This is a genomic window from Chryseobacterium elymi (assembly GCF_003385495.1).
Taxonomy (GTDB): domain Bacteria; phylum Bacteroidota; class Bacteroidia; order Flavobacteriales; family Weeksellaceae; genus Chryseobacterium; species Chryseobacterium elymi.
Map to the genome: position 1 here is coordinate 1 of NZ_QNUH01000020.1, position 18,021 is coordinate 18,021.

Annotated in this window: 16 protein-coding genes; 12 read left to right on the forward strand and 4 right to left on the reverse strand. The window is 37.4% G+C overall.

Annotated features, from left to right (window positions below; all coding sequences use genetic code 11):
- Positions 1 to 88 precede the first annotated feature (88 nt).
- The 9 genes from DRF60_RS17480 to DRF60_RS17520 all read left to right on the forward strand — a co-directional run bounded on the left by DRF60_RS17480 (position 89) and on the right by DRF60_RS17520 (position 9,928).
- The gene (locus tag DRF60_RS17480) at positions 89 to 1,210 is read left to right on the forward strand and encodes an alpha/beta hydrolase-fold protein (RefSeq protein ID WP_116013725.1); all 1,122 of its coding nucleotides are present in this window, start codon (positions 89 to 91) and stop codon (positions 1,208 to 1,210) included.
- Positions 1,211 to 1,214: 4 nt separating this feature from the next.
- Complete coding sequence (locus DRF60_RS17485; RefSeq protein ID WP_116013728.1) at positions 1,215 to 2,630, forward strand: leucyl aminopeptidase family protein; 1,416 nt, start codon at positions 1,215 to 1,217, stop codon at positions 2,628 to 2,630.
- 140 nt (positions 2,631 to 2,770) lie between these two features.
- Positions 2,771 to 3,982, forward strand: a complete 1,212-nt coding sequence (locus tag DRF60_RS17490; RefSeq protein WP_116013730.1) for an ATP-grasp domain-containing protein — start codon at positions 2,771 to 2,773, stop codon at positions 3,980 to 3,982.
- Positions 3,983 to 4,011: 29 nt separating this feature from the next.
- Complete coding sequence (locus DRF60_RS17495; protein WP_116013732.1) at positions 4,012 to 4,725, forward strand: alpha/beta hydrolase-fold protein; 714 nt, start codon at positions 4,012 to 4,014, stop codon at positions 4,723 to 4,725.
- 58 nt (positions 4,726 to 4,783) lie between these two features.
- Positions 4,784 to 5,737: an ATP-grasp domain-containing protein gene (locus tag DRF60_RS17500; protein ID WP_116013734.1), complete on the forward strand. Its 954-nt coding sequence runs from the start codon at positions 4,784 to 4,786 to the stop codon at positions 5,735 to 5,737.
- A 30-nt stretch (positions 5,738 to 5,767) separates the two neighbouring features.
- Positions 5,768 to 6,886 (forward strand): carboxylate-amine ligase, encoded by a 1,119-nt coding sequence (locus DRF60_RS17505; protein ID WP_034725324.1) that lies wholly within the window; start codon positions 5,768 to 5,770, stop codon positions 6,884 to 6,886.
- Positions 6,887 to 6,921: 35 nt separating this feature from the next.
- Positions 6,922 to 7,755, forward strand: coding sequence for a type 1 glutamine amidotransferase (locus tag DRF60_RS17510; protein ID WP_116013737.1), 834 nt, complete (start codon positions 6,922 to 6,924; stop codon positions 7,753 to 7,755).
- Between the two features lie 296 nt (positions 7,756 to 8,051).
- Entirely contained in the window at positions 8,052 to 9,275 is a 1,224-nt protein-coding gene (locus DRF60_RS17515; RefSeq protein WP_238640233.1) for a hypothetical protein, read from the forward strand.
- 152 nt (positions 9,276 to 9,427) lie between these two features.
- Complete coding sequence (locus tag DRF60_RS17520) at positions 9,428 to 9,928, forward strand: MepB family protein (RefSeq protein ID WP_116013740.1); 501 nt, start codon at positions 9,428 to 9,430, stop codon at positions 9,926 to 9,928.
- A gap of 315 nt (positions 9,929 to 10,243) precedes the next feature.
- Here the strand turns inward: DRF60_RS17520 and cphA are convergent, their stop codons facing one another.
- Positions 10,244 to 12,874, reverse strand: a complete 2,631-nt coding sequence (gene cphA / locus DRF60_RS17525; protein WP_116013742.1) for a cyanophycin synthetase — start codon at positions 12,872 to 12,874, stop codon at positions 10,244 to 10,246.
- A gap of 198 nt (positions 12,875 to 13,072) precedes the next feature.
- Between cphA and DRF60_RS17530 the strand changes: the two genes are divergently transcribed.
- The 3 genes from DRF60_RS17530 (at position 13,073) to DRF60_RS17540 (ending at position 15,223) form a co-directional block, all read left to right on the forward strand.
- On the forward strand, positions 13,073 to 13,963 hold the full coding sequence (locus DRF60_RS17530) for a cyanophycinase (protein WP_394337473.1): 891 nt from the start codon (positions 13,073 to 13,075) through the stop codon (positions 13,961 to 13,963).
- Between the two features lie 83 nt (positions 13,964 to 14,046).
- Entirely contained in the window at positions 14,047 to 14,889 is an 843-nt protein-coding gene (locus tag DRF60_RS17535; protein ID WP_116013745.1) for an isoaspartyl peptidase/L-asparaginase, read from the forward strand.
- Between the two features lie 97 nt (positions 14,890 to 14,986).
- The gene (locus tag DRF60_RS17540) at positions 14,987 to 15,223 is read left to right on the forward strand and encodes a YtxH domain-containing protein (protein ID WP_111958171.1); all 237 of its coding nucleotides are present in this window, start codon (positions 14,987 to 14,989) and stop codon (positions 15,221 to 15,223) included.
- Between the two features lie 91 nt (positions 15,224 to 15,314).
- Here the strand turns inward: DRF60_RS17540 and DRF60_RS17545 are convergent, their stop codons facing one another.
- The 3 genes from DRF60_RS17545 to hisS form a co-directional block, all read right to left on the reverse strand.
- Positions 15,315 to 16,106 carry a class I SAM-dependent methyltransferase gene (locus DRF60_RS17545; protein WP_116013748.1) on the reverse strand — a complete coding sequence of 264 codons (792 nt, stop codon included), beginning with the start codon at positions 16,104 to 16,106 and terminating at the stop codon, positions 15,315 to 15,317.
- Between the two features lie 152 nt (positions 16,107 to 16,258).
- Positions 16,259 to 16,405 carry a GNAT family N-acetyltransferase gene (locus DRF60_RS21415; protein WP_167443745.1) on the reverse strand — a complete coding sequence of 49 codons (147 nt, stop codon included), beginning with the start codon at positions 16,403 to 16,405 and terminating at the stop codon, positions 16,259 to 16,261.
- Between the two features lie 170 nt (positions 16,406 to 16,575).
- A complete protein-coding gene (hisS, locus tag DRF60_RS17550; protein ID WP_116013751.1) occupies positions 16,576 to 17,925 on the reverse strand; it encodes a histidine--tRNA ligase in 1,350 nt (449 codons plus the stop codon).
- Positions 17,926 to 18,021 lie beyond the last annotated feature (96 nt).

Consider the following 18,021-nt stretch of genomic DNA (forward strand, 5'->3'; position numbering starts at 1 on the left):
AATATATTATTTTTTATATTTATCTTTTTATGATTTTTAAACAATCTTTTTTATAAATTTAGCTTCAAAATTATATTAAACACATAGGATGAGGTTTGAACTTTACACTGAAGAAAGCGACGACAGAACGGTATACATCACCGGAAATTTCAACAACTGGAACCCAAGAGACTACAATTATCAGCTTAAACAGCTGGATCCGCACAATTATTTTATAGAGATTGAGAGCGAAATACTTCCTGATACCGTAGAATACAAGTTTACAAAGGGAGGCTGGGAAAATGTGGAACTCGATAAATACGGCAATATCACTCCCAACCGGAAAGCTGAAAAAGCAAAAGAAAAAACCTCTGATGCCATAGAAAAATGGAGGCTCAACTGGGGACCTTTTAAAAAGGAATTTTTCCCGATTGCAGAGGTTATTTCCGAAGAATTCTATATTCCGCAGCTTGAACGTTACCGGAAGGTCTGGGCAGTATTGCCTTATGATTACTATGTATCCGATAAAAGCTATCCTGTACTTTATCTTCAGGATGCCCAAAATCTTTTCAACGAAGGAAGCGGGTACGGAAACTGGGAAATCGACAAAAAGCTGTCTATTTTAGCAGAATACGGCCGGGGCGATGTCATCATTATCGCCATAGAACATGGCAGTGAGGAGCGTATTAAGGAATATATCTTTGACAATGACAATATTGCGAATGGCTCGGAAGGAAAAAAATACATCCGTTTCATTACGGATACTTTAAAACCTTTTGTGGATGCACACTACCGCACAAAAAAAGACCGTGACAATACAGGAATCGGGGGCAGCTCATTGGGCGCTCTGATCAGTATTTACAGCGGATTCCTTTATCCTGAGGTTTATTCTAAACTGCTGATCTTTTCCCCTTCACTCTGGGTGGAACCCAACAATAATTTTCCGATGATGAACTTCAGAATTCCTTTTAAAACAAAAATATATCTGTATGGAGGAGGTCAGGAAGGTTCCAAAATGGTAAAAAGAATTCATGTTTTTGAAGAATATTTAAAGCGTTGGGAAAAGAAGAACCTTTTTGACTTTGAATTCAGGACCAGCATTAATCCGGAAGGAACCCACAGTGAATTTTACTGGTCTCAGGAGTTTCCCAGAGCCATCGAATGGTTGTTCTATGACAACACAGAAAATCCTGTAGAAGTAAAACCACAACAGCAAAGCATTAAAAATTAAGCTTATGAAACTGATTAATAAAAAAAATAAAAAATACACACAGATTTTTCACCTTTTCACAGAGGAAGAATGGACAAAATCCAACAAAAATTACAATAAAAATATCTCTTCTTTTTTCTCCGGAAAGAAATATGAGGTTTTCATTCATACTGATGAGGAAAACATCGTATATCTGATTGGTTTGGGAACATCCACAGTACAGAATTTTGAGGTTCAGCAGGTAGCCGTTAAATTCTCCCAAACACAAAAAGACAAGCTTCAGGCTGCTCCAACGTTAGTTTTAGCAGGTTTCCTGAATGAGAAACAGTTCGAAGAGTTCGTAAAAGGTTTACTTTTTGGAACATACAGCTATCCTTTTGATAAAAAGCATGCTTTCTGGAATACAAAATTTGAGATCCATTTTGAAAATCTAAGCCAGAAAAAGCTGGATACAATCAGCTCAAAAGCCGAAGCGTTAGCCAACGGACAAACAGCTTGTCAGGAATGGTTGAATAAGCCGGCCAATCTTAAGAAACCTGATATGTTAAGTCTGTTTTTGAAAAATATGGCCAGAAAATATGATTTAAAATATACCGCATTTAACAGAAAAAAATGCGAAGAATTAGGCCTGGGCGCTTATCTGTCGGTTAACCAGGGAAGTGCTTATGATGCCGCTTTTACCATTATAGAATATAAAACTACCGTTAAAAATGCCAAAACATTTGGTTTGGTCGGGAAATGTGTCCTTTTTGATACAGGAGGTATTTCCCTGAAAAATCCGGACAATATGCATTACATGAAATCTGATATGGGCGGTGCTACCGCAGTTATCGGAACCCTGATCTATGCCGCAGAAATGAAGCTTCCGGTGAATATTGTTGCCATACTTCCTATCACGGACAATGCCATTTCTGAAAACGCTTTCCTTCCAAGCGATGTTATTACGGCTTATAACGGAAAAACCATTGAAGTCCTTAATACGGATGCAGAAGGCAGAATGGTTCTTGCCGACGGACTTTCTTACCTTACTAAAAACTATAAAACGGATTTTCTGATTGACCTTGCTACCTTAACGGGAAGCTCTGTCAGAATGTTCGGTGACACCTGCGGAGCCATGTTCTCCAATAATGATGAACTGAAAAATATTCTGATAAAAACCGGAGACAGTACCAACCAAAGGGTGTGGAATCTTCCTTTGTGGGATGTATGGAAAGATGACATACAGTCTGATGTCGCAGACCTGAAAAACATTTCTATGAAACCTATCGGTGACTGTATCATAGCCGCTAAATTTCTTGAGCAGTTTATTGAAAACCATCCTAAATGGGCGCATCTGGATATCGCAGGAGTTGCTTTCGGAAGTACGGGATACTCAAAGGAAAAAGCAGCAACCGGCTTTGGAGTACAGCTGCTGGCCGATTTAATTGAAAATTATCACTAAAAATTAGTTTTTTTCAAAATTTCTCTGTATACTTGAGTGTATATTTTCAAAAATGCAGCTTATTATGATTTTTAACATTAATTAATCAATAAAAAATTGCTTTTATTTTTGATAATTTACTAAAAACTAAAAAACATTATATGGAGGAGAAAACAATAGTATGTATTTCGTGCTATTACAAGGGCTATGACTTCATGGACGAAATGAAGAAGCTCGGTAATAAAATTATCTTGATAACATCAGAAGGCCTTAAAGAAAAAAACTGGCCATGGAATGCTATTGATGAGGTATTTTATATGTCTGAATTAAAACCATCTGTCTGGAATATGGAGCATCTGGTCCAGGGATTTTCACATCTGATGAAAACCAGGAAAGTAGATGCCGTAGTGGCCCTCGACGATTATGATGTGGAGAAGGCTGCATTGATCAGAGAAACATTCCGTATTCCGGGAATGGGACAGACTACACATCGTTATTTCAGGGATAAGCTGGCTATGCGCCAGAAAGCGAAAGATTCGGGAATCAGTGTTCCGGAGTTTACAGCAGTTTTTAATAATGATGAAGTGAACAGCTTTGTAGAGAAGGTTCCGGCTCCCTGGGTATTAAAACCCCGCTCAGAAGCGTCAGCATCAGGAATTAAGAAATTTTTATCCAAAGATGAGCTCTGGAACGAACTGAATGCCCTTGGTGAAGAACGACATCTTTTTTTGCTGGAAAGTTTTAAACCCGGAGATGTCTATCATGTGGACAGTCTGACTTTTAATAAAGAAATTGTATTTACATCTGCTTCCAAGTATCTGGCTCCACCTATGCAGGTTTCTCATGAAGGTGGTGTATTCAGATCCAAAACCCTGGGAAGATATTCCGATGAATTTAAAGCCCTTGAAGAAGTCAATGCCAAAGTTCTTTCCAGTTTCGGATTAATGAACGGAGCTACCCATACTGAATTTATCCGTGGAAAAGCCGATGGAAAATGGTATTTCCTTGAAACATCCTCCAGAGTTGGGGGCGCACACATTCCTGATCTTGTTGAAGCCTCCAGTAATATTAATATCTGGCGGGAATGGGCCAAGATTGAAGATGCTCTTCTGCGTGGAAAAAGCTATCAGGCCTCAAAGCCTACAGGTTATTATTCTGGGCTAATCGTTGCCCTTATTAAAGATAAACAACCTGATTATACAGCTTTCGAAAGTGAAGAAGCCATAAAGTTTCTTCCAATCGATCATCATGTAGGAATTGTTTACAAATCCAGCGATCCGGATGTTATACAGCAAAGACTAGACAGTGCCGCCGAAAAGATCCAGGCGGAAATGCTGAATATTCTGCCGCCCAAAAGTAAACTGACAAGCTAAACACAATATAAAATAAAAGAAACTGATCAATGCCGCATATAGAACATACAGATTACTATTCAAACATATTAGGAACAAGTCTTAAAGTGGAGGTTACAGGACATTACGGATATCCCATCGTTATGTTTCCTACCTCCCAGGGACAATACACCCAAAATCACGACTTTCATCTCAACGGAAGTATTAACTGGTTTATAGAACAGGGAAAAGTAAAGCTTTATAATATCCAGACGATTGATAGCTGGAGCTTTTATGATGAAAAAATTTCCCCTCAGAAAAGGATCAAAAACTATGAACTGTATGTACAGTTTCTTATTCAGGAATTTATCCCGTATATCCAGAAGATCCATCAAACACACCGTGTTGCAGTGGCTGGTGCAAGTTTCGGAGGTTATCATGCCGCTAACTTTGCTTTCAGATTCCCGGACGTGGTTTCCCATCTGTTCTGCCTTTCCGGAGCGTTCAGCATCAGGAATTTCATGGACGGATATTCGGATGAACTCGTATATTTTAACTGCCCGAGGGAATTTGTAAAGAATGATGAAGCCTGGAAATACAAACATATGCACATTGTGCTGAGTACTTCTGACCAGGATATCTGCAGGGATAAAAACATCGAAATGGCCGAAATCTTAAGCTCGAAAGGGATTGATTTCTGGTACGATGAAAGAAAATGGATCAATCATGACTGGCCGCTATGGAGGATGGTGTTTCCTACTTTTATAGGGACTTTTTTCTCATGAAACCGTACATTTAATAAGATAAAATAATAAAACATATACCAATTTAAAAACAGAAATTATGGCAAAAAAAGTGGGAATTCTATTCGGTATGGAAGACACATTTCCTTGGGCGTTTATCGACAAAGTGAATGAGCTGGGCGGTGGAGAAATCATTGCTGAAGCAGTAAATATCGATAAACTTGAGCAGGGAGCTGATTACGGCTATGCAGTCATTATCGACAGAATTTCACAGGATGTTCCTTTTTACAGGGCTTATTTGAAAAATGCAGCGCTTAACGGAACTTATGTAATCAATAATCCATTCTGGTGGAGTGCCGACGAAAAGTTCTTCAATAATGCGCTGATGACAAAACTTGGAATTCCGCTTCCTAAAACAGTACTGCTTCCTTCGCACGAAAGACCTACAGACACTTCGGAAACATCATTCAGAAACCTGAAGTTTCCTCACGACTGGGAATATATTTTCAATTACGTAGGATTTCCTGCCTATATGAAACCTCATGACGGTGGTGGATGGAAAAGTGTATACAGAGTGGAAAATCCTGAAGATCTATGGGAAAAATTAAGCGAAACAGAACAGCTTGTGATGATGGTACAGGAAGAAATTGTTTTCGATGATTATTACAGGGTTTACTGTCTGGGCAAAAAGTATGTTCACATTATGCCTTACGAACCACGTAATCCACATCACTTAAGGTATGCCACGGCACACCAGACCAAAGGAGAGGAACTTGAAAAATTATTAAAAACAATTCATGATTACACTATTACCATGAATGAAGCTCTAGGCTACGACTTCAATACGGTAGAGTTTGCCATCAGAGACGGAATTCCATATGCAATAGACTTCTGCAATCCAGCCCCTGATGCGGATAAGAATTCTGTGGGCGAAGACAATTTTGCATGGATTGTAGAACATTCTGCTAAACTGGCTATTGAAAAAGCAAAAGAATATGTTCCTGGAAAACCTAATATCTCTTGGGGAACTTTTGTAAAAGACTCTGTAAAATAAACACTAAAAAAATAAAAAACACGAAAAAAAATGCATCAATTTACAATCGGAATCGAGGAAGAATATCAGATCATTGATGTTGAGAGCAGAGACTTAATATCTCATGTTTCGAAAATTATTGAAGGCGGAAAAGCCGTTTTAAGTGAAAACTTAAAACACGAAATGCATGAATCAATGATCGAGATGGAAACCGGCATCTGCCAGAATATCAAAGAGGCCAGGGCAGAACTGACTAACCTGAGAAGACATTTAATCAACACAGCCCATGAACAAGGCCTTCGGGTAGCCGGCGGCGGAACCCATCCTTTTTCAAACTGGGAACACAATACCATTACCAATGGTGAGCGTTACAACAAGATCGTAGATGATATGGGCGACGTTGCCCGGGGAAATTTAATTTTCGGACTTCATGTGCATATCGGAATCCCAAACCGTGAAGAAGGGGTCAGAATTCAGAATGTGATGCGTTATTTTCTTCCGCACGTCTATGCACTTTCTACCAACTCTCCTTTCTGGATCGGAAGAAATACAGGTTTTAAGTCTTACAGGCAGGAAATTTTTGTGAAATTCCCAAGAACCGGTATTCCCAGCTATTTCAATTCACTCGCTGAATTCGACAGCTATGTAGAACTTCTGGTAAAAACCGGAACTATAGATAATGCCAAGAAAATCTGGTGGGATCTGCGTGTTCACCCCTTCTACCCCACCATTGAGTTCAGAATTTGTGACATGCCTTTAAGGATAGAAGAAACAGTTTGTATGGCTGCCATTATGCAAAGTTTAGTAGCGAAAATCTACAAGCTTCACCAACAAAATTTAAGTTTCAGAAGCTACAGAAGATTATTGTTGAACGAAAACAAATGGAGAGCATCCAAGAGTGGTATTGAAGCCCATCTCATTGATTTTGGGAAAGAGGAGTCTGTTCCTTACCCTCATCTGCTGAAGGAACTTCTGGAATTTATTGATGATGTTGTAGATGACCTAGACTGCAGAAAAGAGGTTGAATATGCATGGACCATTCTGGAAAACGGGACTGGGGCCGACAGGCAGCTTAAAGTATTTAATGAAACCGGTGACCTTACCAAAGTGGTAGATTATATGATCTCTGAAACGGAGTATGGCATAACACACGGCGAAACAGCTTCATAATTTTTTTGGTAACTTTACAAAAAATATGAAGTAGTATGAAAGATATTCGAATCGCTCTGGTTGATATGAACAACAACCATGTCAATCAAGGCTTTAGAAATATTAAAGAAATTTCGGAAGCATTCCAACAAAGCTCTGAAGAAAATGTGACCATCCAAACTTTTGATGTAAGATTTAAGAATGAAATGCCGAACATAGAAGATTTTGATATCTTTATTTCTTCAGGCGGACCTGGAAACCCGCACAGAGAAGGTCTGGAATGGGAAGACAGGTATGCCACTTTTCTTGATGCCGTTTTAGAGCACAACAAATATAATGAAGATAAAAAGTATCTGTTCCTGATTTGCCATTCATTCCAACTGGCAAGCATCCATTGGAAGCTGGGTAATATCTGTAAAAGAAGATCTTATTCTTTTGGAGTGATGCCCATCCACAAAACTGAGGAAGGCGAGCAGGAATTTTTATTTAAAAATCTTCAGGATCCTTTCTACGCTGTAGATTCCAGAGCCTATCAGTTCATTGAGCCGGATATGAACCGTTTTGATGAGTTGGGCATGAAAATCATGGCTATTGAGAAATTCAGACCACATATCAATCTGGAGAGAGCCGTAATGGCTGTTCGTTTTTCAGATGAAATATTCGGGACACAATTCCATCCGGAAGCTGATCCAAAAGGTATGATCGAAAATCTGAAAGACGAAAAAAATAAAACAGCGATGATCGAGAACTTCGGCATGGAAAAATATCTTGAAACGGTAGACAGAATAGATGACGAGGACAAAATTATTCTTACCAGAAGCCAAATTCTCCCTAGATTCCTTCAGTCCGCAAAAAAAAACATTCTGAAGAGAAATGAAGTTTTAGTTTAATTAAAAACGCGGATTTAAAATTGATTTAATATAAAACCTCAAAGTCACAGAAGTTTTAGATACATAAGTAAAGAAAATAATTATTCCAGCCGTTGAGAAAAACTCTTAAAGTTTTTTGAAAATCTCTGATTTTTATCTTATGTAAACTTTTTATACATCATATTCAAGCTTTCTTAAGTGATCTAAAGTGTCTAAAACTTTTGTGACTTTTGTGGTCAAAATCTAACTAAGATTTTATATTAAGCTTTATTTTGGAATCACGTTAAAAATTTAAAGAGTATTAAAATCGGGCAGAAATGTTCGATTTTTTAAAATCAAAACCACAAAGAGAAAATATGATCCCAAAATACAGAAAACAGTTCAATCAGGAATTTTCGCAGGAAAAATATAATCAGCTTAAAGAAAGTCTTGCCAAAAAAGGAAATATTGCGCCAACATTCAGAATTTCAGAAAGCCCGCTCTTTCTTAGTAATGAATTTAGAAACAAGCTTATAGACGCCAGCGAAAGTATTATTGACCAGATAAAAATGATTCCTGCTGAAGTGCTTTACAAGGCTGTTCCGGATAACTGCCGAGTACCTAATGACACTCTTCAACCTCACTTTTTTACTATTGATTTCGGGATCTGCCGAAGTGAAAACGGGGAAATTGAGCCTCAACTGATCGAGCTACAGGCTTTTCCTTCATTGTATGCTTTTCAAAAGACTTTTGAAGACACATTCTGTGAGGTTTACCCTTTTCTTTCTGAGATTAGGAATACAATGCCCCATTCTGAGTTTAAAAACCATTTAAAAGAACTGATTATCGGAAATGAGAATCCCGAAAATGTCATTCTACTTGAAATATTCCCTGAACAACAGAAAACAGCTATTGATTTTGCTTTAACAGAACAATTATTAGGGATAAAAACAGTCTGTCTGACCAAGGTAAAAAAAGAAGGCAGAAATCTGTTTTATGAAAACAACGGAAAATATATTGAGATCAAAAGGATCTATAACCGTGTTATTTTTGATGAACTGGATAGAATCCCGGATCTGAAATCCGGGTTTGATTTCCGTGATGATATTGATGTAAAATGGATTACACATCCTAACTGGTTCTTTAAAATCTCAAAGTTTCTTCTTCCCATGCTGAAGCATCAATTCGTTCCGAAGAGCTATTTCTTAAACGAATTCCCTGAGCATGAGAATCTTGAAAATTTTGTACTGAAACCACTGTTTTCGTTCGCAGGAAGTGGAGTGAATTTAAATCCTACGAAAGAAATTACAGAAGCTATTGAGGATAAGGAAAACTACATCCTGCAGAGAAAAGTAACTTACGAGCCTATTTTTGAAGACATTAACGGAGAGTTTTCAAAAGCAGAAATCCGACTACTTTATATCTGGCACGAAAATGATGAACGCCCTATTCTACTGGAAAATCTGGGAAGAATGACAAAAGCTGCGATGGTAAATGTGGATTTTAATAAGAAAGATGCCATATGGATCGGGAGTTCTAATGCATTTTTTGGAGAGGAATAATTTGACAAAATCAAAAACAGGGTAAACAAAACCCTGATTAATACAACAAATCCTTCTAAATTCAGGAGGATTTGTTATTTTTGCGATACTCTGTTTGTATCAATATTTCTATACCTGACAAGAGTTTATTGGAATAATAAAAAACGCCACTCATGAATCTTAAAAATGTTGATGAACTGATCTTCAAGCCACTTGGACTGAAACTTTTAAATGTAGAAGAAGATATAGAATCTAAAGAGTATTCAGGATGCAGTTTTGTTTTAAAACATTTGAATATTAAATTCCGTACAGCAAAGATAACACCAACTAAAACCGGTCAGTTTGTAACCATCTGGAAACGCAATGAAGAAGGGCAAACTGCTCCGTTTGATTCCAATGATCTGTTTGATTTTTATTTAATTTCAGCTTCAACGGACAATGATAAAGGAATTTTCATATTTCCTAAAGAAGTTCTGATAGAAAAAGGAGTTTTGTCCCATGATAAAAGAATTGGTAAAAGAGGAATCAGAGTTTATCCAAGCTGGGACCTCACGGAAAGTAAGCAGGCTAAAGCTACTCAAAAATGGCAGGTGGATTACTTTCTTGATCTTTCACAGGAAACGGAAGCGTATCTTAAAAAAGCGAAACTACTATTTGATTTAAAAAATAGCTAATCTGTATATTTTTCTAATGCAAACTTTTGCAATAACTATTTACATTTTAGGATTGCAAAGAGACGGAATCAAATACATTGATTCAACTAAGCGATCGTTTTATCCATAAAACTTCATCAGCGGGTTCGCCTCCTTGTTTACATTTCTTAAAGTAAAACCTGCTTTTCATAAAACTTTGTGTTAAAGAAGTCTCTCGTAAATTAAACAGATTTGCAGATATCTAATTTGTCAAATATGATGAAAAAAGTAAAATCATATTTTGTTTAAAATAAAAACGGCTGAAAATTCAGCCGTTTTTTTGTATAAATCATTTATTTATGAATTTTTATCGTCCTCCATAGACTCACGTGCCTGATAATCCTGTACAAGATCGATTGCATTGGAAATAACATCACTTAAAGCAGTAATAAAGGTTCCTTCTTCAGCCATCCCCATAGCATGCTTTAATGCTTCAATTTCTTTTGGAATAATTTCATAACTGACATTTCTTCCGGAAGACTGCATCCCTTCAATGATTAATCCGTTAATTTCCTCTTCTGTTCTGCCGCGAAGATGCTTTTCATTTCTGATAATAATATGGTCAAACATTCTTCCTGCAATTTTCCCGCATTCTCTGATATCACCGTCACGGCGGTCTCCAACCCCGGAAATAATACCTATTTTTTTGGTAGATTCTACATTTTTCAGATAATCTTCAATTGCTTCATAACCTGAAGGATTATGAGCAAAATCAATAAGAACCTTAAAATTCTTGAATTTAAATATATTCAGTCTTCCCGGAGTAAGCTGTGCACTTGGAATAAAAGTTCTTAAGGAATTGGAAATATCTTCTATTCCGAAACCGTAAAGATAACTTGCCAAACTCGCAGCTAAAACGTTTTCGATCATAAATCTGGCCTTCCCTTCCATGGTGATCGGGAAATCTTTAGCCTTACCTATCCTGATCTTCCAGTCGCCTTTTTTAATCGTTACAAAACCTTCTTCATAAATGCAGGTGATTTTCCCTTCTTTGGCAAATTTTACAATATGAGGATTATTTTCATCCATACTGAATATCGCAACATTACTGTCAAGATCATTGATGATCTTCATAGAATATTCATTATCTGCATTCAGGACACTCCAGCCGTTTTTCTTTACGCTGTCCAAAACAACCCTTTTTACTTTCGTCAGGTCTTTCAAATTGTGAATATCATTCATTCCTAAATGATCCTCTTCAATATTCGTCAAAACACCGATATCACATTGGGCATATCCTAAGCCGGAACGCAGGATCCCACCTCTTGCCGTTTCCAGAACAGCAAATTCTACTGTAGGATCTTTCAGAACAAATTCAGCAGAAAGTGGTCCTGTAGTATCTCCTTTCGAAAGCATTGTATTCTGTATATAGATACCGTCAGAAGTGGTAAAGCCTACTCTGTAACCATTGCTTTTTACGATATGGGAAATCAATCTTGTTGTCGTTGTCTTTCCATTCGTTCCTGTCACAGCGATAATTGGAATTGTGAATGGTTTTCCCGGAGGATACAACATATCGACCACCGGAGCAGCTACGTTTCTCGGAAGGCCCTCGCTTGGTGCCAGGTGCATTCTGAATCCCGGTGCAGCGTTTACTTCAATAATGGCAGCACCGCTTTCCTTAAGTGGCTGTGTCAGATTTTCTGCCATGATATCAATACCACAGACATCCAGACCAATAATCTTGGAAACTCTTTCTGCCATAGTGATATTCTCAGGGTGTACCATATCGGTAACATCTATAGATGTACCTCCTGTAGAAAGATTAGCGGTAGATTTCAAATAAACAACCTCTCCTCTTTGAGGAACGGTTTCAAGGGTATATTGAAGCTTTTCAAGAAGTTCCAGTGTATCCTTATCTATTTCTATTTCAGTAAGGACATTTTCATGGCCATAGCCTCTTCTCGGATCTTTATTTTCCTTATCAATCAGCTCCTGAAGATTCAGTTCGCCATCTCCAACAACATGTGCGGGCACTCTCCTTGCTGCGGCAACCATTTTATTGTTAATCACTAAAACCCTGAAATCATATCCTGTAATGTATTTTTCTACAATGACTTTTCTGGAATATTTCTGAGCATGTTCCAAGCCTATTTTTGCAGCTTCCCAATCGTTTACATTAATGGAAGAACCTTTTCCGTGATTTCCATCCAATGGTTTTAGTACGATGGGATAGCCTATTTTTTTTATAACACTGCTCAGCTCTTCTTCATCAACCACCAAATCTCCGATAGGAACCGGAATAGCGGCGTCATGAAGCATTTTTTTTGTCAGTTCTTTATTGCATGCAATATCTACCGCAATGGAGCTTGTTTTTCCTGTAATAGTAGCCTGAAAACGTTGTTGGTTTACACCATAGCCAAGCTGTACCAAAGAATTTGTTCCCAATCTTATCCAGGGAATTTTTCTGGAAACAGCTTCTTCCACTATACTTCCCGTAGAAGGCCCAAGGCGAACACGTTCTCTGATTTCCTTCAGTTTCTGTATACAGGCATTAATGTCATATTCTGTATTATCGATTAAGGCCCTGGCTATATTCACTGCCTCTTCAGCAGCATAAGTGCCTGCATTTTCTTCAATATAATTAAAAACAACATTGTATACTCCCGGCGATTTTGTCTCACGAGTTCTTCCGAAACCTACGTCCATACCTGCCAATGTTTGTATTTCCAACGCTATATGTTCAATGACATGGCCCATCCAAGTTCCTGTTTCTATCCTGTGAAAGAAACCGCCTTCCACACCTTCTGAACATCTGTGAGTGAACAGAGAAGGGATCAGTTTTTCAATTCTTTCTCTGAAACCATCAATTTTATTTGTAGGATAATTCTCCATTTCTTCAAGATCCAATCTCATCTGTATCAGCTTTTTTCTTCTGATGCTCCAGATGTTCGGGCCTCGCAGGGCCTGTATCTTCTCAATTTTCATAATCTATTTGCATTTTTATCAGTTAACAATAACTCCTTCAAAAATCAAAGATAATGTAAAACCCTAAACCAAACTATACCACATTTAAAGATTTCTCAAAAAAAAATGAAAAGAAATTAACAATTCTAAAACATTAAAAATCATTAAAATGTGTCATGAATTTCGTCAAATGTTAATTATTTTTTAAATTTGTACACTATGATGAGACCCGTTGGAAAATTAATTATTATCGGAGGAGCTGTAAACAAAGGAAGCTTTGCAGAAACTGATTTCGACCAGAACATTGAAAAAAACCTTAACTTTTTTGAAAGAGGAATCTTAAGAAAGATCATTAATGAATCTAAGCTTAAGGAAAATTCTGTCATCGAAATTGTAACCACAGCCTCCCAAATCCCTCAAATTGTAGGCACAGAATATAAAAAAGCTTTTGAATTTCTTGGCGCCAAAAATGTAAATATCCTTGACATCTATAACCGTGAAGAGGCTAATTCCGATGCTATGGCTGCAAGGGCTAATGCAGCAGATGTAGTGATGTTCACAGGCGGAGATCAGCTCAGGTTGACTTCTATTCTTGGCGGAACAAGATTTCACGATACTATTTTACTGAAATACCAGGAACAGGATTTCATCTATTCAGGGACTTCTGCCGGAGCGGCGGCAGCTTCTGAAAATATGATATACCAGGGAAGCAGCTCTGAATCTCTTTTAAAGGGAGAAATTAAAACAACACAGGGACTGGGCCTGATTGATAACGTAATCATTGATACACACTTCGTACAGCGCGGAAGAATCGGACGTCTTTTCCAGGCTGTAGTCAACAATCCGAGAACATTGGGAATAGGGCTGGGTGAAGATACCGGACTTTTTATCCATAATGATATCATGACGGCTGTAGGTTCTGGTCTTGTAATCCTCGTGGACGGAAGATTCATTAAAGATACCAACCTTACGAATATTAACCTGGGTGAACCTATTTCCATTGATAATCTTACGGTACATGTAATGTCTATGAATGACCACTACGACCTTACTACAAAGAAACTTACAATCGAAAATTCACAGTTCAACCCTATCCCGCAGGATAAATAAGTTAAATAAGAATTTCACCAATTACAATTTTAGTAACTTTAAAATTGAGAATTGGCTTTTCACAATTGACAAAATATAATCTTATGAAAATTATTATCCACGGCGGTTTTTTCTCTGAAAGCGATCAAAGTCATGAAGTAAAGACAGCAAAACAAAATTCTTTAAAACAGATTGCCCAAAAGGCGTTTGAATATCTTCAGACGCATTCTGCTTTTGATACGGCAGCTTATGCTGTTTCTCTTCTGGAAGACGATCCGTTGTACAACGCAGGTACCGGTTCTCAGATACAAAGTGACGGTGTGATCCGTATGAGCGCAGCGATTATGGATGGAGAAACGCAGAAGTTAAGTGGTGTAATCAATCTTCAGGATGTAAAGAATCCTATTTTTGTAGCGAAAGAGCTGATCAATGAGGATGACAGGGTTTTGGGTGGAAAAGGTGCTAAAATTTATGCATCTGAACATGGTTTCGAGAATTTCTCAACGGAAATTCCTCAGAGAAGAAGTGAATATGAAGCCAAACTTAATAATGGCGGCAAGGGAACTGTAGGCTGTGTAGCTCTTGATAAGGATGGAAAGCTGGCCGTAGCAACTTCTACCGGAGGAAAAGGTTTTGAGATTCCGGGAAGAATTTCAGATTCGGCAACAGTAGCAGGAAATTATGCCAATTCAGTTTGTGCAGTGAGCTGTACAGGCGTAGGAGAAGATATTGTAAGCAATGCCACTGCTGCAAAGATCGTAACGAGAACCACTGACGGGATGAGTCTTGAACAGGCTTTTCATAAGACATTTGAGGAGCTTAAGACCATAGATGGCTTCGCAGGGGCTATTGCGATTGATAAAGACGGAAATATCTATCATCAGGATTCTTATCCTACTATGGTCTTCGCAAGTTTTGATGGAGAGGATTTTCAGGTCTTTCAATAATTTTAACATTTTTTTATTATTCCATTTAATTTTTTGGCACGTATTTTACATGTTTATTAGTAACAAGTTTTAATATAAATCATTAAAAATAAAAATCATGGGAAATAAAACAAAAGGGCTATTGGCCTTACTAGGGGTAGGTGCTTTAGCATATTGGAAATATAAGAATTCTACTCCTGAAGAGAAGCAGGCTGTAAAAGATAAAATCAATACTGCAAAGGACAACCTGAATAAATGGGGAAATGATGTTAAGAACAAAGCCAATGATGTTGCATCCCAGGTTCAGAACAAAGTAGACGAAGCTAAAACAAAAGCTGAAGATTCTTTAAGCTAAACAGATTAGTTTTTTTAACATTCATATATAGAAAGTCATCATAATCTCAGGATTATGATGACTTTTTTATTTTTAACTGATATTGTAAAAGCTAATTTTTCATGCCCTTTAAAGCATAAACCAAAGGCAGTTTATTATCAAACTTCGAAATTCTCCATTTTCCTTTTTCAAATTCCTCCACATGATTGAAACACGGATAAGGTGACCAGTCGAATTCCTGGAAATTTTCCAGTTGTATAGCGTGATTTATCAGATTCTGAAGTACCTCAGCTAAAGAATGGTTCCACATCACATACTCCTGAACAATATCTGCGGATTTATCAGCATAGGTTCCTTCGTGGGTTTCTATAATAGGCTTTTCATTAAAATAATTGTAGGCGATTTTTGTGAAATCATCATCAAACATCCAGACTGCAGGATGAAATTCTGCCATTATAAATTTTCCGCCAGGTTTTATAAAATGACTGATGACACCCGCCCATTTATCAAGGTCAGGAAGCCATCCTACTACGCCGTAGCTTGTATAGACGATATCAAATTTCTGATCAAGAATATCCGGAAGCCTGTAGACATCTGAACAGATAAATTTTGTATCTGTACCGCATTTCAGAGCAAGATCTTTTCCGGTTTCAATTGCTTTATCAGACAAATCTACACCCGTGACATGGGCTCCCATTCTTGACAGGGAAATAGAATCCTGGCCAAAATGACATTGCAAATGCAGAATACTTTTGCCTTTTATATCTCCCAAAAGTTCCAGCTCTATTGAGTTGAGTGAGTTTCTTCCTTTTAGGAACTCCTCTACAAAATAGAAATCCGATTTCAGGTGAGTATCTACTTTAGCGTTCCAGGAATTTTTATTGATTTCCAGGTAATTTTCCATGGTATTTGTTTAAGCTAATTTAGTAAACGTTTTGAGATTTACTTTATATTTCTTTAGAAACAATCAAATTCCGGGAATAACAATGGATGTATAAGAACTGTAAAGCTCCCATCCCATTGTTCCATAAAGTGATTTTCCCTGCTCTGTTGCCACTAAAAAGTTGTTGTGAATACCATTTGATAATGCAATTTTTCAAGTTCGTGCATCAGACAAGTAGCGATTCCCTTTCTTTGATGGTTTTCTGCTGTTACAATTCTGTCATAAACTGCCATATTATCTACAAGAACAATTCGGCCCATACAAGCTAACTCACTGTTTCAATTGATCTAAAACTCTAGGTTCTGATTTACTTCATAGTCAATTGAATATAAAAATTTGGATAAATGATAACTGGGATTAGAGTAAATATTAATGAACGCAAAAAGCATTATCGATTGATAATGCTTTTTAATTTTATATTTTCAGAATATTACCCTAAAAATTCTTCCAGGGAAACTGTTTTCTGTTCTCCAGCTCCCAGATCTTTAAATGTAACTGTTCCGTTTTTAATTTCTTCTTCTCCTAAGAAAACAAGATTTTTAATTCCCTTTTTTTCAGCGTATGTAAACTGTTTGTTCAGCTTTGCATTTTCCGGGTATAGTTCCGCGGAAATTCCTTTTTTTCTCAGCTTCATGATCAGTTTTAAAGCTTCTACAGTTTCTTCTCCTCCAAAATTAGCAAACAGATATTCTACTTTCATTGAAGCTTCTTCAGGAAAAAGATTAAGCTCCTCCATTACCAGATAAACCCTGTCTAAACCAAATGAGATTCCGATTCCTGGAATGTTCTTCACTCCAAAAACTTCTGTAAGGTTATCATATCTTCCACCGCCGCCGATGGATCCCATTGCCACCTCATCCGCTTTCACCTCAAAAATAGCTCCGGTATAGTAATCTAAACCTCTGGCCAGCGTAATATTGAATACAAGATTCTTCATATCTACCCCAAGATTCAGAGATTGAGTAAGTACAAATTCAAGCTCTTCCACTCCTTTCAGTCCTATTTCACTGTCAGCAAACTTTACTTTTAACTGAAGAAGATTTTCCAGCGCATCATCTGACTGATTAAATAAGAATTCCAATTTATCAATAGATTTCTGGGAAATTTCTCTTTCCAGTAATTCTTTAACAACTCCTTCTCTTCCTATTTTGTCAAGTTTATCCAAAGCTACAGTAAATTCAATCAGTTTATCAGTAATACCTGCATATTCTGCCAGACCGGAAAGGATCTTTCTATTATTCATATGAATAGTAACTGGAATTCTCAGATCAGAAAATGATTTCAGATATAGCTGAACCAAATCTATTTCCTGTAATAGGCTTTCACTTCCTACCACATCGGCATCACACTGATAAAACTCTCTGAACCTTCCCTTCTGTGGACGGTCCGCTCTCCATACCGGCTGAATCTGGTAACGTTTGTAAGGGAATGTCAGCTTACCATGATTCATCGCCACGAATCTTGCAAAAGGTACGGTAAGGTCATAACGGAGTGCTTTATCTGAAATTTGTGAAATAAGCTTCTGATGGTTTTTATTGTCCCAGTCTTCCTGATTCACTTTTGAAGCGTATTCTCCTGAATTTAAAATCTTAAAGATCAGTCGGTCACCCTCTTCTCCGTACTTTCCTGTCAAAGTAGAAAGATTTTCAAAGCTTGGGGTTTCTAATGGCTGAAAACCAAACAATTCAAAATTATTCTGTAAAATATTGATAATATATTTTCTTCTTGAAACTTCCTGTGCTGTAAAATCTCTCGTTCCTTTTGCTAAACTTGGCTTCATTTGCTGTATGTCATTTTGATGAATGCAAAAATAAGCAATTGAAAGGACTTTTCCGAAGATAAAAAAGTTGGGAAAGATTACTCTCCCAACTTTCGA